Source organism: Paenibacillus sp. FSL M7-1455, from assembly GCF_038004655.1.
Classification (GTDB): domain Bacteria; phylum Bacillota; class Bacilli; order Paenibacillales; family Paenibacillaceae; genus Paenibacillus_AQ; species Paenibacillus_AQ cookii.
In genome coordinates this window covers 5,102,038-5,124,681 of the sequence record NZ_JBBORO010000001.1, presented here as the reverse complement: position 1 = coordinate 5,124,681, position 22,644 = coordinate 5,102,038, and the positions used below count along the sequence as shown (strand labels likewise).

The window sequence follows — 22,644 nt, the reverse complement described above, 5'->3', positions numbered from 1 at the left end:
TATGTATGGGATTACAACCCCCGAACCCTTAACATGAAGGCCATGAAATCCGTAATATTCGCTTCGTTACCCTGTTGATGGATTACCTTTAGGATGAGCATTCCCGAGCTTTTAATACATAAGAGGATGTGCGCAGGCTGCAATTCATGGGAAGTTCGGACAACGAAAAAGGTACGCGCCGGGACGATCAATTTTTACTCGAAAAGGGAGAGAGCTATGGGCAACAAATGGACTGAAACCTACCTGATACATTCCAACGATATCGATTATAAATCCGAAGCAAGGCTGTCGGTGCTGCTGTCGCTCGCCCAAAGAACGGCGGATGCCGATTTGGAGCAGCTAGGGGCGACGAGAGACCAGATGATCGAAGCGGGTATGGGCTGGATGCTGATGACGATGGATTTGCGTATCGGCCGGATGCCGAAGGCGCTGGAGGAAATCGCGATCGAAACCTGGAACAAAGGACCGAAGGGAGCGCTGTGGCAGCGGGATTTCCGGATCTATTCCGGCGGGGATATCATTGCCGAAGCGTGCAGCATTTGGGCGCTGGTCGACATTCAAAAACGGAGAATGCTAAGGCCGTCCAAATTCCCGTTTGACGTCTACATCAACGAAGAGGACTCGGCGGGCGAAACGCCGGATAAAGTCACCATCCCGGAGGACGTCCCTCTTCGGGACGCGTACCGATCCGTGGTGCGATACAGCGGGATCGACGCCAACGGCCATCTGAACAATTCGCGTTATGCCGATTTATGCATGGATACGTTGACCCCGGACGAGCTTGCCGGCCTTACGTACGCCGGATTCCGAATCACGTATCATCACGAAGCCCGCTTGGGCGATGAAATTCAGGTCAAAAGGTCCGAGGTGACGGACGGCCGCATTTACGTAAGCGGACAAGCCGGGGACGGGACGCATTATTTTGATGCTTATCTTCTATTAAAAGAAACCGAACGCAGTCATGGATAATTCGGCGCGGATCAGGGGATGGCTAAACGGTAAGGGGGGATAAGCATGCCGCATCATAAACCGCTCAAAATCAACAACCAGCAAAACCGAGCGAGCAGGAAAGAGGAAAACGTAACGCTGCATCCGGATAAAGCTGCTAAATTTCCGCCGAGCCTGAACGAGATTCCGAAGCAGGAACAGGATTAGGCGAACACCGCACCACCTGAAATCCCTTCAGAAAGGTACCGTCATCGGACGTGATGCCCACTGAGGGGATTTTGTCGTTTTCACGATTTGAACCAAATCGGTCGGGTTTCATCGTCCTTTGCATTCGCAGCCGCAATCAATGTTATAATAGGACGGAAGAAAGGGTGGATACATAATGAAATCGCTCGTTTTAGCCGAAAAACCGTCCGTTGCACGCGAAATCGCGCGGGTCATGGGCAGCAGGGAAAAGCATAAGGGATATTTTGAAGGCCCACAATATATCGTGACTTGGGCGCTTGGGCATTTGGTCGGCCTGGCCGAACCCGAAGATTACGACCACAAATACGCAACCTGGAATCTGGAGGATTTGCCGATTTTGCCGAAAACGATGAAGCTGAAGGTGCTCCGTGAAACCGGGCATCAGTTCAAAATCGTGCAGTCGCTGACCAGACGCCAGGATATCAACAAGCTGATCATCGCCACCGACGCGGCGCGCGAAGGGGAGCTTCTGGCCCGGTGGATCATGAAAATGGCCCATTGGAACAAACCGTTCCAGCGCCTGTGGATTTCCTCGCAAACCGACAAAGCGATCAAGGAGGGTTTTGCTTCGCTGCGTCCGGGCAACCAGTTCGACCGACTGTACGAATCGGCGCGCTGCCGGGCCGAAGCCGACTGGATGATCGGGCTGAACGTCACCCGGGCATTGACCGTCAAATTCGGGGCGCAGCTGTCCGCAGGGCGGGTGCAGACCCCGACGCTCGGCATGATCATGAACCGGGAAAATGAAATCGTGAATTTCCGGTCCCAGGAATACGAGACGCTGAAGGCCGATTTTGGCAGCTTCACGGCAACCTGGCGCGGCAAAAACGGGGATGCGCGCATCTTCGAGCGCCAGCAAACCGACACGGTGAAAAAGAAACTCGAAGGACAATACGGCAAAGTCACGCAGGTGAAAAAATCGGAGAAGGTCGAGCCGCATCCGCTCGCTTACGACCTTACCGAACTTCAGCGGGACGCCAACCGCAAATACGGATTTTCCGCCAAGCAGACGTCCAACGTGCTGCAGCGCCTGTATGAGCAGCATAAGCTTGTCACCTATCCGCGCACGGACAGCCGTTATTTAACGTCGGATATGGTTCATACGCTGAAGGAACGCCTGGAGAGCGTGGCCGTCGGCCCGTATGCGCAGCTGGCCCGTCCGCTTTTGCGCAAAAACCTGCCTACGTCCAAACGAATCGTCGACGACTCCAAGGTCAGCGATCACCACGCGATCATTCCGACGGAAGAGACGGTGCTGCTGAACCAGCTAAGCACGGAAGAGCGCAAGCTGTACGATTTGATCGTGCGGCGGTTTATCAGCCTGTTTTATCCGCCTGCCCGTTATGACAACGTGAGCGTCGTCGTGCAGGTCGAAGGCGAGCAGCTTCACGTCAAAGGCACCACGATCAAGGATGCCGGCTGGCGGGAAGTGTACGGCGCGGATGCGGACGATTTGTCCGACGACGACAACGACGGGGATGACGACGACAGTCCGGTGCTGCTCCCCGAACTTCGCGAAGGCGACTCGGTCAAAGTGCAGCGCGTGCACGTCCAGAAAGGAAGAACGCTTCCGCCGAAGCGTTACACCGAAGCCAGCCTCCTCTCGCAGATGGAAAAGCATGGACTCGGGACGCCTGCGACGCGGGCCGACATCATTGAAAAATTGATCAATTCCGATACGATCGAGCGCCAAGGCAACCTGCTGCATCCGACCGGAAAAGGAAAACAGCTGATCGAGCTGGTGGCGCCCGAGCTGCGTACACCGGAACTGACCGCCCGTTGGGAAGCCGAACTCGAAAAAATCGCCCGCGGCCAAGGCAAGCCGGAGCCGTTTATCGAGGGCATTCGCCAAATGTCCAAGGAGCTCGTGGCCGAGGTCAAAAACAGCTCAGCAGGGTACAAACCGCATAACGTCTCGAACAGCCACTGCCCGCAGTGCGGAACCCGGCTCCTCGAGAAAAAGGGCAGACGCGGCAAAATGCTGGTATGCCCGAGCGATGACTGCGGCTACCGCCGTTCGGACGAAAAAAGGCTGTCCAATCGCCGCTGCCCGACATGCCACAAAAAGATGGAGCTCAAGGAAGGCAAAGCCGGCTTGTACGTGCAGTGCCTGCCATGCGGTTTTACCGAAACGCTCAATAAGGATCATAACCACGTCAACAAAAGGGAAGCGCGCAAACTGGTCGAAAAATATGCCAAACAGGAATCGGCTGCCGTATCCAACCTGGGCGAGCTGTTAAAAGCGGCCTTGGAGCAGAAAAACGACAAGTAACGACGAATATCGACGCTACCCGATCTTTTGCGGGCGTATCTTCCGTTATGGTTTGGAGTTTGTCCATTGTTTCCGCCGGGATGCGGATTTATAATGAAGGTAGGCAGTAAGAACGGAGGTGGTTCTCCGGGTGAGGACAGCCCTTTGGGTATGGTTTATTTTTATCAATGCAGTGGGCTACCTGGTCATGTCGGAAGATAAGAAAAGGGCAAGAAACAGGCGCGACCGCGTGCCGGAAAAAACGCTGTTTTTGCTGGCGGCCATCGGCGGGGCGCTGGGCGTATGGATCGCCATGTACCGCAAGCGCCACAAAACGCGCCACTTGAGCTTCCGGATCGGCATCCCGGTGCTGCTGTTCATCAATGCCGTTCTGTATGCCTATTTTTTGAGGTAAGGCTTTTCGCATCGACCTGAGGCAAGACCCTGTTGACGGGCATCATCGGATTTCTTTCTTTATACGACGGTTTGTTTCCTGTGGCTCCGAGGCTTTGACTAGAAGTTTCTTCCTTTATCTTTGCGTGTAATAAAAAGAGAAGGTTGCCGGCTTCTGCAAAGTTGCGGCGGTCCAACAAAACAGAGAAAGAAGAGGTGGGTTCACATGTTATTTTCCAACATCCTTCTGGCTTACGACGGTTCCAAAGCTTCCAACCGGGCGCTCGACAGAGCGGTTCAGCTTGCCCAAGCGGCTCCAGGCTCGGTCATTCAAGTCGTGCATGCGTTCGATTTTCCGCGCGTGTTTATCGGTGAAGGATTGGCGCCGATCCCTGCTTCGGTCAACAAAGATTATTATGATCTTGCGGAACAGACGGTGGAGGAAGCGAAAAAACGCTTGGACGATGCGGGCGTGAGCTACAATGCGGAGTTGATTCAAGGGGCGCCGGCGGAAACGATTTTGAAATATGCCCAGGAACATGGCTCGGACGTGATCGTCATCGGCAGCCGGGGACTTGGCGGAATCCGTGAATTCGTGCTCGGCAGCGTCAGCCATAACGTGGTGCAGCATGCGCGCATACCTGTTCTTGTGATCAAATAAAGCGAAAATATGAAAATGTAAGCCAGTGTGCCGGAATCGAAAGGCATGCTGGCTTGCTTTTTAATTGGATGGAGCTAAAAAGCGAACATTAATTACATATCTATTTTAATTGTTCGTGTTTGAGTTGACATGTGATGTAGGGGATTGTTAAACTGTAGATGTAAGTCGCCATACCACGGGGGCTTTCGCTATTCACGAACAATTTCCAACTGAAAACGACTCGTATAATGCCGGGAATAAGGCCCGGAAGTTTCTACCCGGGAACCGTAAATTTCCGGACTACGAGGGAATACTGCCAGGAGAGGCTAAAGCGGCCTCTTTCGGGCTTGGCGTCTGCCTGTTTGCCGCGGGAAGCTTTCGAGCGCGCCATGCGTATTCCTGACATGGTCCGGTATCCTGAAAATCGCCATTTTCTTGGGACCGGGCCTTTTGGTCTTATTTCAGGCTCTCACTAAAATAAGCTCAACCAAAGCAGAACTCAATTTCGCTAAAACCACAAGGAAAGTAGGTAGGAAGCATGTCAGCATTGGTCGCAGTGATTATGGGCAGCAAATCCGATTGGGAAACGATGCAGCACGCATGCAAAGTCCTTGATGAATTAAACATTCCTTATGAGAAAAAGGTCGTATCCGCGCATCGTACGCCGGATCTGATGTTTTCCTTTGCGGAAGAAGCCGCGCAGCGGGGCATTAAAGTCATCATCGCAGGTGCGGGCGGTGCCGCGCATTTGCCGGGGATGGTCGCCTCCAAAACGGTGCTGCCGGTGATCGGCGTGCCGGTGCAGACGAAAGCGCTGAACGGGCTGGATTCGCTGTTGTCCATCGTGCAGATGCCTGGGGGCATTCCGGTGGCGACGGTGGCCATCGGCCAGGCCGGCGCGACAAACGCGGGACTGTTGGCGGCCCAAATTTTGGGGGCTTCGGACCCTGTCATCCAGAACCGGGTGCAAGCGCGCCGGGATCACATCCGCAACGAAGTGATGGAAAGCAGTGATTCGCTATGAGTAACGTACAGCCAAGCCAGCTCCAAGCAAAAACGCTCCTCCCGGGAGCGACGATCGGCGTTTTGGGCGGAGGCCAGCTCGGGCGGATGATGGCGCTTGCCGGGACGGCCATGGGATACCGGTTCGTCACGCTCGATCCGACGCCCGGGTCGCCGTGCGGACAAGTGACGCCGCAGATCGAAGCGGCCTACGGCGATGAAGAAGCGGCGCGGAAACTGGCAGAACGGTCGGACGTCATCACGTACGAATTCGAAAATGTCGACGCCGGCGTTGCCGCCTTGCTGGAGCGGGAATCCTATGTGCCGCAGGGCAGCGCCCTGCTGTACACCACCCAGCACCGATTGCGCGAAAAGCGAGCGATCGAAGCGGCGGGCGTTCCCGTTGCCCCGTACCGCGAAGTGACGGATTTGCAAAGCCTGGTCGTCGCGGCCGGCGAGCTTGGTCTTCCCTGCGTGCTGAAAACGGCAACCGGAGGATATGACGGCAAGGGGCAGGCGGTTATTCGCGAAGCGGACGAACTGGAAACGGCATACCGGGAGCTGGCGGCATCCGGCAGCGAGCTGGTTCTGGAGAAATTCATTCCGTTCCGCGCCGAAGTTTCCGTCATCGCCGCCCGCAGCCCGAAAGGGGAAATCAAAAGCTTTCCGGTGTCGGAAAACATTCACGTGAACGGCATTTTGCATCTGTCGATCGTCCCTGCCCGGGTCGAGGAAAGCATCCAGCGGGAGGCGCGGAAGCTGGCGGAACGGCTGGCGGAAAGCCTGAACGTAGCCGGACTTCTGGCCGTCGAGATGTTCGTGACGGAGGACGGCGGACTGTACGTCAACGAAGTCGCGCCGCGTCCCCACAACTCCGGGCATTACACGATGGAGGCTTGCGCCACCTCGCAGTTCGAGCAGCATATCCGGGCGATTTGCAATCTTCCGCTGGGGGATACGACGCTGCTCAGCCCGGTCGTCATGGTGAACGTATTAGGGCAGCATTTGGATGAAGCCGTGAAGCGGGCAGGGGTGCCGGATCCTTCGCTGAATGAATTCGGCATCGTGCCTAAGCTTCATTTATATGGAAAAACTGAAAGCAAGACCGGCCGCAAAATGGGCCATATCAATTTGTTGTGCAAAGACGTCCAGCATGCGCTGGATTGGGTCGAACAAACTCATATTTGGAGGCAAGGATAATTCATGATCGAACGTTACAGCAGACCGGAAATGCGGGCCATTTGGACCGAAGAAAACAAGTTTAAGGCTTGGCTCGAAGTCGAGATTTGCGCTTGCGAGGCATGGGCGGAGCTCGGGGTCATTCCGAAAGAAGACGCCGAGCTGCTGCGGGAGAAGGCGTCCTTTGACATCGACCGCATTTACGAAATCGAGCAGGAGACGCGCCATGACGTCATCGCTTTTACGCGTACCGTGTCCGAAAGCCTCGGGCAGGAACGCAAATGGGTGCATTACGGCCTGACGTCGACCGACGTGGTGGATACGGCGCTCGGTTACCTGCTGCGCCAGGCGAACGAAATCATCGAGCAGGATTTGATCCGCTTCATCGACATTTTGAAAGACAAAGCGATTGCTTACAAAGACACGCCGATGATGGGACGCACGCACGGCGTTCATGCCGAACCGACGACGTTCGGACTCAAAATGGCGTTGTGGCATGAAGAAATGAAACGGAACCTCGAGCGTTTCCGCCATGCGGCCAAAGGCGTGGAATTCGGCAAAATTTCCGGCGCCGTCGGCACGTACGCGAACATCGATCCGTTCGTCGAAGAATTCGTGTGCCGCAAGCTCGGCATCAGCCCGGCTCCGATTTCGACGCAAACGCTGCAGCGCGACCGCCATGCCGAATATATGGCGACGCTGGCGCTGATCGCGACGTCGATGGACAAATTCGCGACGGAAATCCGCGCCCTGCAAAAGAGCGAGGTCCGCGAGGTGGAAGAAGCCTTTGCGAAGGGCCAAAAGGGTTCGTCGGCCATGCCGCATAAACGCAACCCGATCGGCTGCGAGAACATTTCCGGCCTGTCCCGCGTCATCCGCGGCCATATGGTCACGGCGTACGAAGACGTGGCGCTTTGGCATGAACGCGACATTTCGCATTCCTCGGTGGAGCGTGTCATTTTGCCGGATGCGACGATGCTGATCAACTACATGCTGAACCGCTTCGGAAATATCGTGAAAAACTTGACGGTGTTCCCGGAAAACATGAAGCGCAACATGAGCCGCACCTTCGGCGTGCCGTTCTCCGGACGCGTCATGACCAAGCTGATAGACAAAGGCTTCAGCCGCGAGCAGGCGTACGATACCGTGCAGCCGCGGGCAATGCAGGCATGGGAGGAGCAGCGCCAGTTCCGCGAGATCATCGAGGCCACGCCGGAAATTACAAGCGTGCTGAGCCCGGAAGACATCGAAGACGCGTTTAACCCATCCTGGCATTTGAAGCATGTGGATACGATTTTCAAAAGACTTGGTTTGATATAAAGAAAAAAAGTGGATCAACATTGAACAGGGATTAAACGAAGTTAGCGTTCTAAAACTGATTTTCAGTGTTGATCCACAACATGGGGAGGATTCACATGACATCACCGGCCGTATCCACCGCTGTGGAACTTGTTGATGCGCCGCTGCTTTACAAAGGCAAGGTTCGCGAGCTGTACGATCTGGGGGAACATACGCTGATCGTCGTCACGGACCGGATATCCGCTTTTGATTATGTGCTGGAGCCCGCCGTGCCGGAAAAAGGAAACGTCCTGAACCGGCTCAGCGCCTTCTGGTTCGACCAAACGCGGGAGCTGATGGACAATCACGTGGTGCATACCGACGTGGAGCGCCTCGGACCTATCGCGAAGGACAAAACGCTTTTGAAGGACCGGATCATGGTCGTCCGCAAAGCGAAACGCATCGACATCGAATGCGTGGTCCGGGGTTATATTACCGGAGGCGGTTGGAAGCAGTATCAAGCTTCGGGCGAAGTCAACGGGATCAAGCTTCCCGAGGGCATGCGGAAAAACGAGGCCTTTCCGGAGCCGATCTTCACGCCGGCCGCGAAAAACGACGTCGGGCACGACGAAGACATTTCGATGGATCAAATGAAGGCGATGATCGGCGAGGAGCTTGCCCTTGAGCTTCAGGAGAAAAGCTTGAAGCTGTATGGGTTTGCCAGGGACTACTGCGCGGAGCGCGGCATCATTCTGGCGGACTGCAAGTTCGAATTCGGCATCCTGGACGGCCGGGTCATCCTCATCGACGAAATTTTCACTCCGGATTGTTCCCGGTTCTGGGCCAAAGAAAAATATGCGCTGGACATCGAAATCGACAGCATGGACAAACAGCCTGTCCGCACGTATCTGGCGTCGACGACATGGGACCAAAACAGCCAACCGGATCCGCTTCCGGCGGAAGTGGTGGAAGAAACCACCCGCCGCTATCAGGACATTTATCATCGGTTGACCGAGCGGGCGTAAGGCCGCTTAGGAAAAATATTTTCTTCAGTTCAATTTAAGAAGTGGAAGTAGCGGAGGGGACGGAATCGATCTGAAGAAGCGGCAGCGGTCGCCTTTGTCTCCGTAATTATACCTTTGAATCTTAATTCCAATAATTTTGGAGACAACAGCGATCGGAAGAACGATCCGTAACCGCAGCGGTCAACGCCGCGTAATGTCACATACTTCTAAGATTGAAATAAAGCATTTATCATCAGCTCATTCTATCGATCTAACCTGAGGAGGAACTAGAGGAATATGTTGAAAGCTACGGTCTATGTCACGATTAAGCAGGGCGTACTCGATCCGCAAGGCGTTGCGGTGCAGGGAGCGCTGCATTCGATGGGGTTTCAGGAAGTAGAGAGTGTGCGCATCGGCAAATATATGGAGCTTAGCCTGGACACGGATGACCGTGCCGAGGCCGAGCGCCGCGTCAAAGAGATGTGCGAAAAGCTTTTGGCAAACACGGTGGTTGAGGATTACCGTTACGAATTGGAGGGCTAACATCCATGAAATTTGCAGTTCTCGTTTTTCCTGGCTCCAACTGCGACATCGACTGCTACAAAGCGGTGCAGGAAACGGTTGGAGAGCCTGTCGATTACGTGTGGCATACGGCTACCGATCTTTCCGCATATGACTGCATTCTGGTTCCGGGCGGTTTTTCGTACGGCGACTACCTGCGCTGCGGGGCGATTTCCCGGTTTGCGCCGGTCATGAGCGAAGTGGCGAAAGCGGCGGAAGAAGGCAAATACATTCTTGGCATCTGCAACGGGTTTCAGATTTTGACGGAAGCGGGCTTGCTGCCCGGCGTGCTGCTCCGCAACACGTCCCTGAAATTCCGCTGCCATGACACGGTGCTTCAGGTCGTGAACAATAAAACGCCGTTTACGAACGATTTTGCGCCGAACGAAGAAATCGTCATCCCGATCGCCCATGGCGAAGGCAATTATTATTGCGACGAAGAGACGTTAAAAGAGCTTCAGCAAAATAACCAGATCGTGTTTACGTACAAGGACAATCCGAACGGCTCCCTGGCCGACATTGCCGGCATTTCCAACAAACGGGGCAACGTCGTCGGCATGATGCCGCATCCGGAGCGGGCGGTCAGCGAATTGCTCGGCTCTGCGGACGGAAAACGCATGTTTACATCAATCCTGAAGGCTTGGAGGGATACCCATGGCACAGCAAGTGTCCGCTAAGGAACCGACCGCACAGCAGATTGCGGAACAGAAAATTTATCAGCAGTTTGGCGTATCGGACAGCGAATATGAACTGATTTGCTCGTTTATGGGCCGCCTCCCGAACTATACGGAAATCGGCGTTTTTAGCGTCATGTGGTCCGAGCACTGCGCGTACAAAAACTCGAAGCCGCTTTTGCGCCGCTTCCCGACCAGCGGACCTCGCGTCCTGATGGGTCCTGGCGAAGGCGCGGGCATCGTCGACATCGGCGACAACCAGGCCGTCGTATTCAAAATCGAAAGCCATAACCATCCATCGGCCGTCGAGCCTTACCAAGGCGCGGCGACCGGGGTGGGCGGCATCATCCGCGACATTTTCTCCATGGGCGCAAGACCGGTGGCCCTCTTGAATTCCCTCCGTTTCGGCAAGCTGGAGAGCGAACGCGTCAAATACTTGTTTGAACATGTCGTTTCCGGCATCGCGGGATACGGCAACTGCATCGGCATTCCGACCGTGGCGGGCGAAGTGATGTTCGACAACAGCTACGACGGCAATCCGCTCGTCAATGCGATGTGCGTCGGACTCATCGATCATGACAAAATCCAGCGCGGCGTCGCCAAAGGCGTCGGCAACCCGGTATTTTACGTCGGACCTCCGACGGGCCGCGACGGCATCCATGGCGCGACATTCGCGTCCGTGGAGCTGAGCGAAGAGTCGGAAGCCAAAAAAACGGCCGTTCAGGTCGGCGATCCGTTCATGGAAAAACTCGTGATGGAAGCCTGCCTCGAACTGATCGACACCGGCATCGTGCTGGGGATTCAGGATATGGGCGCAGCGGGCCTCACCTGCTCCAGCGCGGAAATGGCGAGCAAGGCGGGCAACGGCCTCGAGCTGTACCTGGACCAGGTGCCGCAGCGCGAGGAAGGCATGACGCCGTATGAAATGATGCTTTCCGAATCGCAGGAACGGATGCTGTTCGTCGTTGAACCGAAGGACGAAGCCCAAGCCATGGAAATTTTCGAGCGTTGGGGCGTCATCTGCGCCAAAGTCGGCAAAGTGACGGACGACGGACGTTTGAAGCTGTTCCATCATGGCGAGCTGGTCGGCGACATGCCGGTACAGGCGCTGGTCGACGAGTGCCCGGTATACGAGAAGCCATCGAGCGTGCCTGCTTATTATGTAGAAAACGAAAACGTAGATACGCTGCGTTATGAAGAAGTCAAAGATCTGGGCGGCGCCCTGAAAAAGGTACTGGCTTCTCCGACCGTCGCCAGCAAAGCGTGGGTGTACAACCAATACGACTATATGGTCCGCACCAGCACGGCGGTGCGCCCGGGTTCTGATGCGGCGGTGATCACGATCGACGGCACGCGCAAAGGGCTCGCCATGACGACGGACTGCAACGGCCGTTACGTGTACCTCGATCCGGAAGTCGGCGGCAAAATCGCCGTCAGCGAGGCGGCCCGCAACATCGTCTGCTCCGGCGCGGAGCCGCTGGCGATTACGGACAACCTGAACTTCGGCAGCCCGGAAAAGCCGGACATCTTCTGGCAAATGGAACGTGCGGTCGACGGCATGGCCGAAGCCTGCCGCGTGCTCGACACGCCGGTTATCGGCGGCAACGTCAGCTTGTACAACGAAAACGCGAGCGGCGCGATTTACCCGACGCCGGTGGTCGGCATGGTCGGTCTGCTGCATGACACGGACCATATCACGACCCAAGGCTTCAAACAGGAAGGGGACGTCATCTTCCTGCTCGGCGAAACGAAAGCCGAACTCGGCGGCAGCGAATTCCAGTATGCCGTTCACGGCCTGACGGAAGGACGTCCGCCGGCGCTTGATTTGGATACGGAGAAAACATTGCTTGCCGGCGTGCTCGGCGCAATCCAGAGCGGGCTTGTCCAATCCGCGCATGACCTGTCCGAAGGCGGGCTCGCGGTCGCATTGGCGGAATCCTGCATCAGCGGTTCCATCGGCGCCCAAGTTTCGCTCAGCACGCAGCTGCGCAGCGACGTGGCGCTCTTCAGCGAATCGCAGTCGCGGATTCTGCTGTCCGCAAGCCGGGAGCAAGCCGACAAGCTGGAAGCCTATCTGTCCGAACGCGGAGTGCCCGTGACGCGGATCGGTTCCGTCGGCGGCGAAAGCCTGGCCGTGACGATCAACGACGCGCAGGCCGTGAACGAACCGGTGGAAGGTTTGCGCCAGGTCTGGGAGGATGCGATTCCATGTCTCATGAAATAGCATCCCAGCCGCTGTGGACCGGAGACTATTATAATGAAGGGGCGGGCAAGGAAGGCCTGTTCGACAAATTAAAGGAAGAATGCGGCGTATTCGGGGTATACGGACACCCCGATGCCGCATCCCTTTCCTATTACGGGCTGCATGCCCTGCAGCACCGGGGGGAAGAAAGCGCCGGGATTTGCGTCAGCGACGGTCAGGAGTTTCATTTTCACCGCGGCATGGGGCTGGTGAAGGAGGTCTTCGACAAAGACTTGCTGTCGTCTCTTGCCGGCTCCATCTCCATCGGCCATGTCCGGTATTCGACCAGCGGCGACAGCAAGCTGGCGAACGCGCAGCCGCTCGTGTTCAAATACCGCGCGGGGGATCTCGCCGTGGCAACCAACGGCAATATCGTCAATGCGCCGCAAATCCGCCGCGAGCTGGAGGAAAGCGGCTCGATTTTCCAAACGACAAGCGACACCGAGGTGATCGCGCATTTGATCGCCCGTTCCCCGAAGGATTTGGTTGAAGCGGCGAAAGATGCGTTTAACCGGATCGTCGGCGGCTATGCGTTCCTGATCATGACGAACGACAAGCTGTTGGTGGCTTCCGACCCTCACGGCCTGCGCCCGCTCAGCATGGGCAAACTCGGCGATGCGTATATTTTCGCTTCCGAGACGTGCGCGTTCGAGACGATCGGCGCGGAATTCGTGCGCGACATCGAGCCGGGCGAACTGCTGGTGCTGGACCGCGAAGGGCTGCATGAAGGCCACTTTGACGAGAAAAAACACCGCAAAGCGCTGTGCGCGATGGAATACATCTACTTTGCGCGCCCCGACAGCGACATGAACGGCTCGAACCAGCACGCGGCGCGGAAGCGCATGGGCAGCCAGATGGCGATCGAATCGTTTGTCGATGCGGACATCGTGACCGGCGTGCCGGATTCCAGCATTTCGGCGGCCATCGGCTATGCCGAACAGACCGGGATTCCGTATGAGCTGGGTCTCATCAAAAACAAATACACCGGCCGGACGTTCATCCAGCCGAGCCAGGAGCTGCGCGAGCAGGGCGTCAATATGAAGCTGAGCGCCGTGCGCCGCGTGGTGGAAGGGCAGCGGGTCGTCATGATCGACGATTCGATCGTCCGCGGCACGACTTCGAGACGGATCGTCAATCTGCTCCGCGATGCGGGCGCCGTCGAGGTGCATGTGCGGATTACGTCGCCGCCGTTCAAAAACCCTTGTTTTTACGGCATCGACACGCCGGACCGGCGCGAGCTGATCGCTTCGTCACGGACCGTGGAAGAAATTTGTCGCGAGATCAATGCGGATTCGTTGGCATTTTTAAGCCCCGAGGGGTTGATCGCGGCAATCGCGGGAAATAACGAGGCGGATTATAAAGGCGGTCTTTGCCTGGCCTGCTTCGACAACGATTACCCGACGCGCCTCGATTTCGACGGCGAAGAGAAGTTCGGCTGCGGCTGTTAAGCGTTTGACCGTGATGACAGCCGTGAAAGTTCATCAGATAAAAATTTTATCACGTATACGTTAACGCTCGTTTTCATCAATCATTGATATAAAATGGAAGGGAAGTGTCGTGGGAAGTGTCTGAGGCCTACAAAAACGCCGGCGTCGATATCGCGGCAGGGAATGAAGCGGTAGAACGCATGAAAAAGCACGTGAAACGGACGTTCCGTCCCGAAGTGATGACCGATCTCGGCGGCTTCGGTGCATTGTTCGGATTAAACAAGGAGAAATACGAGGAACCGGTGCTCGTGTCGGGCACGGACGGAGTCGGCACGAAGCTGAAAATCGCCTTTGCGATGGACCGCCACGATACGATCGGGATCGATGCCGTTGCCATGTGCGTCAACGATATCGTCGTGCAGGGCGCCGAACCGCTGTTTTTCCTGGATTATCTCGCGTGCGACAAAATCGTGCCTGAAAAAATCGAAGCCATCGTGGCCGGCATCGCGGAAGGCTGCCATCAAGCCGGCTGCGCGCTGATCGGCGGCGAAACGGCTGAGATGCCCGGCATGTACGCCGAAGGCGAATACGACATTGCCGGCTTCACCGTCGGCGTCGTCGACAAAAGCAAAATCATTAACGGCGCGGACATTGCCCCGGGCGACGCGGTGATCGGACTCTCGTCCAGCGGCGTGCACAGCAACGGTTTTTCCCTCGTCCGCAAGCTTCTCCTGGAGCAGGAGGGCTACAGCCTGCAGGATTCGGTTCCGGAGCTGGGAGACACCTTGGGAGACGCGCTTCTCGCGCCTACGAAAATCTACGTCAAACCGCTGCTGGCCCTCCTGGAGCAGCTGCCGGTCAAAGGCATGGCGCACATCACCGGCGGCGGGTTCATCGAAAATATTCCGCGGATGCTGCCGGATCACGTCAACGTCGACATCGAATACGGCTCCTGGCCGATTCTGCCGATCTTTGAGCTGCTGCAGCGCAAAGGCTCCATTTCAAACCGCGATATGTTTACGACGTTTAATATGGGCATCGGGCTGGTTCTTGTCGTCAAGGCTGAAGACGCGGAAAAAGCCGTCGGCTTTTTGAAGGGACAAGGGGAAGAGGCCTACATCATCGGCAAAGTGACGGCGGGCGAATCGATCGTGACGTTTACGGGGGCTGACGTTTAATGGGCGTTTACCGTATCGCCGTATTTGCTTCGGGCGAAGGCAGCAATTTCCAAGCGTTGGCCGAAGCGGCAGATGCAGGCAGGCTGGGCAAAGCCGAAATCGCGCTGCTCGTTTGCGACAAACCGTCGGCGCCTGTCGTGGGACGTGCCGGGCGGCTGGGCATCCCCGCCTTCCTGTTCCAACCGAAGGATTACGAGTCCCGGGAAGCTTACGAACGCGAAATCGTCGAACAGCTTGAGGCGCATGGCGTGGATCTTGTCGTGCTTGCGGGATACATGCGGCTGCTGACGCCCGTGATCGTCGAAAAATTCAGCGGGCGCCTTATCAACATCCACCCGTCGCTGCTGCCGGCATTTCCCGGGAAAGACGCGATCGGACAAGCTTTGGCATACGGCGTAAAAGTAAGCGGCGTGACGGTTCATTTTGTCGACGAAGGGATGGACACGGGGCCGATTATCGCTCAGGCGGCGATTCCGATCGCATCGGGCGAAACGCCGGAGTCTTTTGCGCAAGCGGTCCATGCGGTGGAGCGAGAACTGTATCCCGAGGTCGTATCCTGGTTTGCCCAAGGACGGGTCAAGCTGGAAGGCAGACAGGTTACAATCGGGGAATGATTTAGATGCGTTTTTCGCTGAAGGAGACGACAAGTTCGGCTAAGGAATGTGAATATTCCGATGTTTTGTCATGACCGGCATGTTGAGGGAGAGAAACACGGAGACCATTCGATATTTCTCGGGAAATAAAAAACGATCACCCGAATGTTAGCGTATTAACGCGAGGATGATGGAAAAGCGGCCCGCAAAGCCGTGATCGAGGATTTTCCACCATCCTCTACGACAAAGGAGGAGCATATTGTGGGTATAAAAAGAGCGCTGGTAAGCGTTTCGGATAAAACAGGCATCGTAGATTTTTGCCGCGAGCTGTCTGCACTGGGCGTGGAAATCATTTCGACGGGCGGAACCAAAAGCCTTTTGGCAAAAGAAGGCGTGCCGGTGATCGGCATTTCCGACGTGACGGGGTTTCCCGAAATTTTGGACGGGCGCGTCAAAACGCTTCATCCCGCGGTTCACAGCGGCCTGCTGGCCATTCGCGACAGCGCGGATCATCAGCAGCAGATGAAGGATTTGGGGCTGGGCTATATCGATCTCGTTGTCGTCAACCTGTATCCGTTCCAGGAAACGATCGCAAAACCGGATGTGACGTATGAAGACGCCATCGAAAACATCGACATCGGCGGACCGACCATGCTCCGTTCGGCTGCCAAAAACCATGCGTTCGTAACGGTCGTCGTGGATTCGGGCGATTACGGCACCGTGATCGAGCAAATCCGCGAGCAAGGGGACACCACCCTGGAGACGCGCAAACAGCTTGCAGCCAAAGTCTTCCGCCATACCGGCGCATACGACGCCCTGATCGCCGATTATTTGTCGAACGTGACCGGCGATCCGCTGCCGGAACGTTTTACCGTTACCTACGAAAAAATCCAGAACCTCCGCTATGGGGAAAATCCGCATCAAAAAGCGGCCTTTTACCGCAAACCGCTGGCTCCATCCGGCACGCTGACGACGGCGGAGCAGCTTCATGGCAAAGAATTGTCGTATAACAACATCAATGATGCCAATGCAGCGCTGCAAATCGTGAAAGAATTCGACGAACCGGCGGTCGTCGCCGTGAAGCACATGAACCCTTGCGGCGTAGGCGTGGGCGAAAGCATTTTGGAAGCTTACGAAAAAGCGTACAGCGCGGATCCGACATCGATTTTCGGCGGCATCGTCGCGGCGAACCGGATCATCGACAGCGATACCGCGAAGCTGCTGAGCGAAATTTTCCTCGAAATCATCCTCGCGCCGGGCTTCACCGAGGAAGCGCTCGACATTTTGACGAAAAAGAAAAACATCCGTCTCCTCAAAATGGGCGAATTCGGATCCTCCAGGGAACGCAAAAGCAGCTTTGTCGTTACGTCCATCGACGGCGGCATGGTCGTACAGGAAAGCGACGTGCACGCCCTGGATGAGGCGGACCTTAAGGTCGTGACCGACCGTCAGCCGACGCCGGAAGAACTGAAGCAGCTGCTGTTCGGATGGAAAGTCGTGAAGCACGTCAAATCCAATGCGATCGTGCTTGCCGCGGACAACATGACCGTCGGCGTCGGCGCCGGGCAAATGAACCGCGTCGGTGCGGCGAAAATCGCCATTGAGCAAGCCGGAGAAAAAGCAAAAGGCGCCGTCTTGGCTTCCGATGCCTTTTTCCCGATGGGCGACACGCTGGAGCTTGCGGCCAAAGCTGGCATCACGGCCGTAATACAGCCGGGCGGCTCCGTCCGCGACGAAGAGTCGATCAAAGTCGCAAACGAGCATGGCATCGCCATGGTGTTTACGGGCGTTAGACATTTTAAACATTAAACTTCATTGGGCGAACGGCCAAAGTTATATGCACATTGCGACTAAAAGCCGGACCCGGCATATCAGAAACGACATATGAAACTTGAGATCGGGCTCCGCCTGCTGCCGTTTTAAAGCGAATGCGGGCGGGGCCTGAATAATACATGGGAACTACAGGAGGCGAAACATGGATATTTTGGTCATTGGCGGCGGGGGCCGGGAGCATGCGATCGTCTGGGCGCTGCGGAAAAGCCCCAAAGCGGGAACGATTTACTGCGCGCCGGGAAATGCCGGCATCGGGCAAATCGCGGAGTGCGTGCCGATTGCCGTACATGAATTCGACAAGCTGACGGCTTTTGCAGCCGACAAAAACGTAGGCCTGGTCGTTGTCGGACCGGATGATCCGCTGGCGGACGGCATCGTCGATGCGTTTGAAGCGAAAAACATTCCGGTGTTCGGACCGCGCAAAAACGCGGCGGAAATCGAAGGCAGCAAAACGTTCATGAAAGATCTGCTCCATAAATACGGCATCCCGACGGCTTCTTACGAAAAGTTCGACAACCATGAAGCCGCGTTGGCTTATTTGAATACGCAGCAGGCGCCGATCGTCATTAAAGCGGACGGGCTTGCAGCCGGCAAAGGCGTGACGGTCGCCCGCACGATGGAGGAAGCGCGGCAGGCCCTTCATGACATCATGGTCGCCAAAGTGTTCGGCGAGTCGGGCGCACAGGTGGTCATCGAGCAGTTCCTCGAAGGCCAGGAAATGTCGATCCTGTCCTTTGTCGACGGGGAGACGGTACGTCCGATGCCGGCGGCCCAGGATCACAAGCCGATCTTCGACGGCGACCGCGGGCCGAATACCGGCGGCATGGGCACCTATTCGCCGCTGCCGCATATCGATCCGGCCATCGTGGAGAAGGCGATCGAGACCATCGTCAAACCGACCGCCAAAGCGTTGGTGGCCGAAGGCCGTCCGTTCCGCGGCGTCCTGTTCGCGGGGCTGATGATTCAGCCGGACGGCACGCCGACGACGGTGGAGTTCAACGCCCGTTTCGGCGATCCCGAAACGCAAGTCGTGCTGCCGCGGCTGAAAAGCGATCTGCTCGACATCTTCCTCGCGGCCGTAAACGGCACGCTGGCCGATGTCGACATCGAATGGAGCGACCGCGCCGCCGTTTGCGTCATCCTCGCTTCCGAAGGGTACCCGGGTTCTTACCCGAAAGGGCGGCCGATCAACGGTCTGGAAATGTCGACGGACGTAGAAGACGCAGTCGTGTTCCACGCCGGCACGGCTTTGAATGAGCAGGGGCAATACGTCACAAGCGGCGGACGTGTGCTCGGCGTTGTCGGATTGGGCGCCGATATCGCCGAAGCCCGCCAAAAAGCTTACGAAAAAGCGGAGCGGATTACGTTCGAGGGCAAGCAAAACCGCACGGACATTGCCGCCAAAGCGTTGGTATAAAGGATTAACCCCGTTAAATGAAGAGGAATATGGGAAATTTGTAAAAGGAGTCTTCGTCAACGAAGGCTCCTTTTTGCGCGCAGAAAGGATGGGTGTTTGAATCATGTTCATCGTTTGATTGCTGCCGAAACAAACGCTAACGACAAATTTCCTCTTTCTTCCTTTTTCGTTATATAATACTTGTATTGGCCGATCCGCAAACGGATGATCCGGGCAATCGGCCAAATACGATGTCGAACCAAAAGGAACTCAGAGTGATGGAGAAAAACTTTATCGATCAAATTTCCATATTGCTGGTGGACGATGAGCAGGGGTTGTGCGACATGCTGACCGCCGTGTTGAAAAAGGAAGGTTTTCGGCAGATCCGCAGCGTGGGGACCGGGAGCGAAGCGCTGCAAATGTTGGCCGTGCTCACGGTCGATGTCATCGTGCTGGATGTGATGCTTCCGGATGAAGACGGCTTCGAGGTGTGCCGGAAAATGCGCAAAATGACCGAAGCGCCGATTCTTTTTTTGACCGCCAGGGACACCGATTTGGACAAGCTGATGGGGTTTGGGATCGGCGGGGACGATTATATCACCAAACCGTTTAACCCTTTGGAGGTTGTCGCCCGCATTAAAGCCCGTTTGAAATACAAGATGCGGGAAGAAAAGGCGGCGGCCCAGTCAGCGATATTGGATTACAACTATTTCCGGGTTGAGCCTGAGGCCGGGGAGCTTATCGTAGACGGGAAGCGGATGGAATGCCCGGCCCGCGAATGGGAACTGCTCGTATTTTTATGCCGTCATCCGAATCGTATTTTCAGCACGCGCCACTTATACGAAGCGGTCTGGAACGAGCCTTATCTCGGAGATGAGAAGACCGTTGTGATCCATATCTCCCGGCTGCGGAAAAAGATTGAACCCGACCCGGGCCATCCCCGCTTTCTTGTGAACGTCAGGGGGCTTGGCTACAAAATGGTAGCCCCGAGGAAAGGGGCAGGAATGTAGCCATGATCAAAATGGCGATTCGTTTTATTCAGTTCACCCTCGTGCTGGTGGCGGCTTCCGTTGCTTGCTTTATCATACTTGCGATTGTCCTTATTTATCTTCGGGAGATCATAACTCCGCTGCAGTTCATATCCACAAGAACATTACTCTTTTCATTAGGGATCATTCTAATCGTCTTCATTATTTTGGCTTGCGGCTGGAGCGTTGGCAAACCCCTGATCTATTTCATTCGTTGGATCCACCGTTTATACGATGGGAACTACCAACAGCCCGAAGACCATGTTCGGAAGCAATCCAAGGGTGCCGTACAAGAAAAAAGCTATCGTTATCCTTATGCGTTATACAAGGAATTGTTCGAGGAGATGAGCCAGTTATCGGAGCAGCTGCGTCAGAGCGAAGCGGAGCGGCTGAATATGGAAGCCAAAAAGCAGGAATGGATTTCTTCCATCAGTCACGACCTGAAAACGCCGCTGTCCTATATTGAGGGTTACGCCCACATGTTAACCGCAGCCGAGTATCATTGGACCGATGAAGAAAAGTCGAATTTCAGCAGGCAGATCAGCGATAAGACGGCCGACATCAAAAGGCTGATCCAGGATTTGAATCATACGAACCGCTGGCCGGTAGAGACATTTCCCATGGACCGCAAAAGGGAAGATATGGTGAATTTTCTGCGCGATGTGGTCATCGATATCGCAAACCATCCTTTGGCGGAGCATACCCTGTTTACTTTTACGGCTTCGGAAAGCATGTATAGGATGGATTTTGACAGCAAGCTGCTCGGGAGAGCCATTCAAAACGTACTGATGAACGCCGTGATCCATAATCCTCCCGGAACTCAGGTTACATGCGAATTTGCAGTTCGAGATAACAGCGGGTTCATTGTGATCGAGGACAATGGAGTCGGGATCGGCGAGGGCGTGCTGAAGGAGGGGATGGTTCATTCCGGCAAAGGGATCGCGATCGCCAGAGCCTTTGTCGAAGCGCATTCCGGACGGATGAACATCATGAAGGCTGACGGCGGGGGCACCCGGGTTGAGATCACATTGCCGAATTAGGCCGATGAATTAGGCTGCCGTTTATTCCTTGTTTACCTGTTATTTACCCTGCATTGCTACACTTGAGATGTTCGTTAAGATGCAAGCAGGAGGAATAAACAATGACGGATTATGCAATCGACACCCATCAGCTAACGCGAAGGTTTGGACAACGGGAGACGGTGAAGCGGATTGACCTGAAGGTTCCGAAGCGAGAGATCTATGGATTTTTGGGGCCGAACGGAGCCGGGAAAACAACCACGATCCGGATGCTCCTTGGTTTGATCCGCGCTTCGTCCGGAGATATCCGCATTTTGGGCAAAGATCTGAACAAAAACCGAATGGAGATATTAAAAGATGTGGGATCGCTCGTCGAATCTCCGTCTTACTATGCCCATCTTTCAGGCTATAAAAATCTGAAAATCGTAACGCTGATGCACGGGATTCCGGAATCCAGAATCAACGAGGTTTTGCAATGGGTCCGGCTGGAGCAAGCCGCCCATCGTCCGGTGAAGGGGTATTCCCTTGGCATGAAACAGCGGCTGGGCATTGCGATGGCGCTGATTACAAAGCCCAAGCTGCTGATTCTGGACGAGCCGACGAACGGTTTGGACCCATCCGGCATTCAAGAAATCCGCGAGCTGATTACGCGGCTGCCCCGTGACTTTGACATCACGGTTTTGCTCTCCAGCCACCTCTTGAGTGAAATTGAGCAAGTGGCCACCTATGTAGGGATTATTAACCATGGAGAATTGATCTTCCAAGGGCCGCTTCAGGAATTAACCGAACGAAGCAGGCCTTATGTATGGATGGAAATCGACCGGCCTATGGAAGCAGCGGCTGCCTTGAACGACAACGGATGGGATGCGGAGCCGGATGCAGCGACAGGTCAGCTTAGAACCTCCGTAACCGGTCGGAAGGAATCGGCCGAAATGATCCGATATCTTGTTGGACGGCGGCATGATGTCTACAGGGTAACGGAGAAGAAAAAGACCCTTGAAGAAATTTTCCTTGAATTGACCGGGCAGGAGCAAAGCTTATGAATATGGAGCTGATCCGTGCCGAAGGCCTCAAACTGAAGAGGTTATGCCGCTTGATCCCTTTTTTGCAGGGCATCATTTTGATCAGCATGACGGCGCTGGAGTGGTATCTCTATTTTCGTCAAGGACCCGGGGGAGTCTATGCGGGTTTTGCCGTCATGTATATGTTTATCTCGTTTGTTTTTTTATTGGGCATTACGATTCTTGCCAGCATAATGGCAGGTACGGAGCACGAAACGAAGGCTTGGAAGCAGCTGCTGGCCATGCCGATCCCCAAAGGATCGATTTATCTGACGAAATTGCTGTGGATTTTCATTTTGCAGCTGTGCACTGTAGCGATTACGGTCGTTGGCATGTGTATCATTTGGTTTTTATATACGAGCGAACCGCTGCCGTGGAAAATCTTGATCTTACAGCCGCTTTTCGTCTGCTTGTCTTCCCTGCCGATGATGGCGATCCAGCTGTGGTTTTCCACCGTGTTTTCCAACCAGGCGTTGCCGCTGGCTATAGGAATATTCGGTTCCATTTCCAGCCTGTTTTTGGCCCGAAGCAGTTCTTCCATCATTCATCTTCTTCCTTGGTCATATCCCGCTTTATCGAGTCCGCTTATTCCCGGTCATGTACAGTGGATTTGGATATCGCTTGGCGTGGGATTATCGTTGTCCATCCTGGGAGCTTTCATGTTCGCCAGAAGAGAGTTTGAATAGGAGGA

General features: G+C 55.3%; 21 protein-coding genes and 1 riboswitch. All 21 genes read left to right on the top strand.

The annotated features are described in order from the left end of the window. The first annotated feature begins 216 nt into the window (after positions 1–216). The 21 genes from NYE48_RS23490 (at position 217) to NYE48_RS23390 (ending at position 22,639) form a co-directional block, all read left to right on the top strand. Positions 217–969: an acyl-[acyl-carrier-protein] thioesterase gene (locus NYE48_RS23490; protein WP_339323437.1), complete on the top strand. Its 753-nt coding sequence runs from the start codon at positions 217–219 to the stop codon at positions 967–969. A gap of 45 nt (positions 970–1,014) precedes the next feature. Then, positions 1,015–1,155, top strand: a complete 141-nt coding sequence (locus NYE48_RS23485; RefSeq protein ID WP_197070048.1) for a hypothetical protein — start codon at positions 1,015–1,017, stop codon at positions 1,153–1,155. Positions 1,156–1,330: 175 nt separating this feature from the next. Continuing rightward, complete coding sequence (locus NYE48_RS23480) at positions 1,331–3,466, top strand: DNA topoisomerase III (RefSeq protein ID WP_341000142.1); 2,136 nt, start codon at positions 1,331–1,333, stop codon at positions 3,464–3,466. 130 nt (positions 3,467–3,596) lie between these two features. Further along, the gene (locus NYE48_RS23475; protein ID WP_036714253.1) at positions 3,597–3,860 is read left to right on the top strand and encodes a DUF1294 domain-containing protein; all 264 of its coding nucleotides are present in this window, start codon (positions 3,597–3,599) and stop codon (positions 3,858–3,860) included. Positions 3,861–4,064: 204 nt separating this feature from the next. Beyond that, positions 4,065–4,499: a universal stress protein gene (locus tag NYE48_RS23470; RefSeq protein WP_341000141.1), complete on the top strand. Its 435-nt coding sequence runs from the start codon at positions 4,065–4,067 to the stop codon at positions 4,497–4,499. Positions 4,500–4,699: 200 nt separating this feature from the next. Beyond that, positions 4,700–4,801, top strand: a riboswitch (purine riboswitch). A 215-nt stretch (positions 4,802–5,016) separates the two neighbouring features. Continuing rightward, positions 5,017–5,502 carry a 5-(carboxyamino)imidazole ribonucleotide mutase gene (gene purE, locus NYE48_RS23465; RefSeq protein ID WP_212952428.1) on the top strand — a complete coding sequence of 162 codons (486 nt, stop codon included), beginning with the start codon at positions 5,017–5,019 and terminating at the stop codon, positions 5,500–5,502. Beyond that, positions 5,499–6,680 (top strand): 5-(carboxyamino)imidazole ribonucleotide synthase, encoded by a 1,182-nt coding sequence (purK, locus tag NYE48_RS23460; RefSeq protein ID WP_341000140.1) that lies wholly within the window; start codon positions 5,499–5,501, stop codon positions 6,678–6,680. Before purE ends, purK begins: the two co-directional genes overlap by 4 nt. 3 nt (positions 6,681–6,683) lie before the next feature. After that, entirely contained in the window at positions 6,684–7,979 is a 1,296-nt protein-coding gene (purB, locus tag NYE48_RS23455; RefSeq protein ID WP_341000139.1) for an adenylosuccinate lyase, read from the top strand. A gap of 95 nt (positions 7,980–8,074) precedes the next feature. After that, positions 8,075–8,962, top strand: coding sequence for a phosphoribosylaminoimidazolesuccinocarboxamide synthase (locus NYE48_RS23450; protein WP_341000138.1), 888 nt, complete (start codon positions 8,075–8,077; stop codon positions 8,960–8,962). A gap of 276 nt (positions 8,963–9,238) precedes the next feature. Then, positions 9,239–9,484, top strand: coding sequence for a phosphoribosylformylglycinamidine synthase subunit PurS (purS, locus tag NYE48_RS23445; RefSeq protein WP_212952436.1), 246 nt, complete (start codon positions 9,239–9,241; stop codon positions 9,482–9,484). Positions 9,485–9,489: 5 nt separating this feature from the next. Continuing rightward, complete coding sequence (purQ, locus tag NYE48_RS23440) at positions 9,490–10,179, top strand: phosphoribosylformylglycinamidine synthase subunit PurQ (RefSeq protein ID WP_036714264.1); 690 nt, start codon at positions 9,490–9,492, stop codon at positions 10,177–10,179. Further along, positions 10,157–12,400: a phosphoribosylformylglycinamidine synthase subunit PurL gene (gene purL, locus NYE48_RS23435; RefSeq protein ID WP_341000137.1), complete on the top strand. Its 2,244-nt coding sequence runs from the start codon at positions 10,157–10,159 to the stop codon at positions 12,398–12,400. The genes purQ and purL overlap by 23 nt, the downstream gene beginning before the upstream one ends. Continuing rightward, on the top strand, positions 12,385–13,866 hold the full coding sequence (gene purF / locus NYE48_RS23430) for an amidophosphoribosyltransferase (protein WP_341000136.1): 1,482 nt from the start codon (positions 12,385–12,387) through the stop codon (positions 13,864–13,866). Before purL ends, purF begins: the two co-directional genes overlap by 16 nt. A 116-nt stretch (positions 13,867–13,982) precedes the next feature. Beyond that, complete coding sequence (gene purM, locus NYE48_RS23425; RefSeq protein ID WP_341000135.1) at positions 13,983–15,023, top strand: phosphoribosylformylglycinamidine cyclo-ligase; 1,041 nt, start codon at positions 13,983–13,985, stop codon at positions 15,021–15,023. Next, positions 15,023–15,637, top strand: a complete 615-nt coding sequence (gene purN / locus NYE48_RS23420; RefSeq protein WP_341000134.1) for a phosphoribosylglycinamide formyltransferase — start codon at positions 15,023–15,025, stop codon at positions 15,635–15,637. The genes purM and purN overlap by 1 nt, the downstream gene beginning before the upstream one ends. A 240-nt stretch (positions 15,638–15,877) precedes the next feature. Further along, positions 15,878–17,425 carry a bifunctional phosphoribosylaminoimidazolecarboxamide formyltransferase/IMP cyclohydrolase gene (gene purH / locus NYE48_RS23415; RefSeq protein ID WP_341000133.1) on the top strand — a complete coding sequence of 516 codons (1,548 nt, stop codon included), beginning with the start codon at positions 15,878–15,880 and terminating at the stop codon, positions 17,423–17,425. A 166-nt stretch (positions 17,426–17,591) separates the two neighbouring features. Beyond that, entirely contained in the window at positions 17,592–18,866 is a 1,275-nt protein-coding gene (gene purD, locus NYE48_RS23410) for a phosphoribosylamine--glycine ligase (RefSeq protein ID WP_212952443.1), read from the top strand. A gap of 272 nt (positions 18,867–19,138) precedes the next feature. Then, positions 19,139–19,855, top strand: a complete 717-nt coding sequence (locus tag NYE48_RS23405; protein WP_341000719.1) for a response regulator transcription factor — start codon at positions 19,139–19,141, stop codon at positions 19,853–19,855. Between the two features lie 2 nt (positions 19,856–19,857). Beyond that, positions 19,858–20,913: a sensor histidine kinase gene (locus tag NYE48_RS23400; protein WP_341000132.1), complete on the top strand. Its 1,056-nt coding sequence runs from the start codon at positions 19,858–19,860 to the stop codon at positions 20,911–20,913. 101 nt (positions 20,914–21,014) lie between these two features. Next, positions 21,015–21,935 (top strand): ABC transporter ATP-binding protein, encoded by a 921-nt coding sequence (locus NYE48_RS23395; protein WP_212952447.1) that lies wholly within the window; start codon positions 21,015–21,017, stop codon positions 21,933–21,935. Next, a complete protein-coding gene (locus NYE48_RS23390) occupies positions 21,932–22,639 on the top strand; it encodes an ABC transporter permease (protein ID WP_341000131.1) in 708 nt (235 codons plus the stop codon). The genes NYE48_RS23395 and NYE48_RS23390 overlap by 4 nt, the downstream gene beginning before the upstream one ends. The last annotated feature ends 5 nt before the right edge of the window (positions 22,640–22,644 follow it).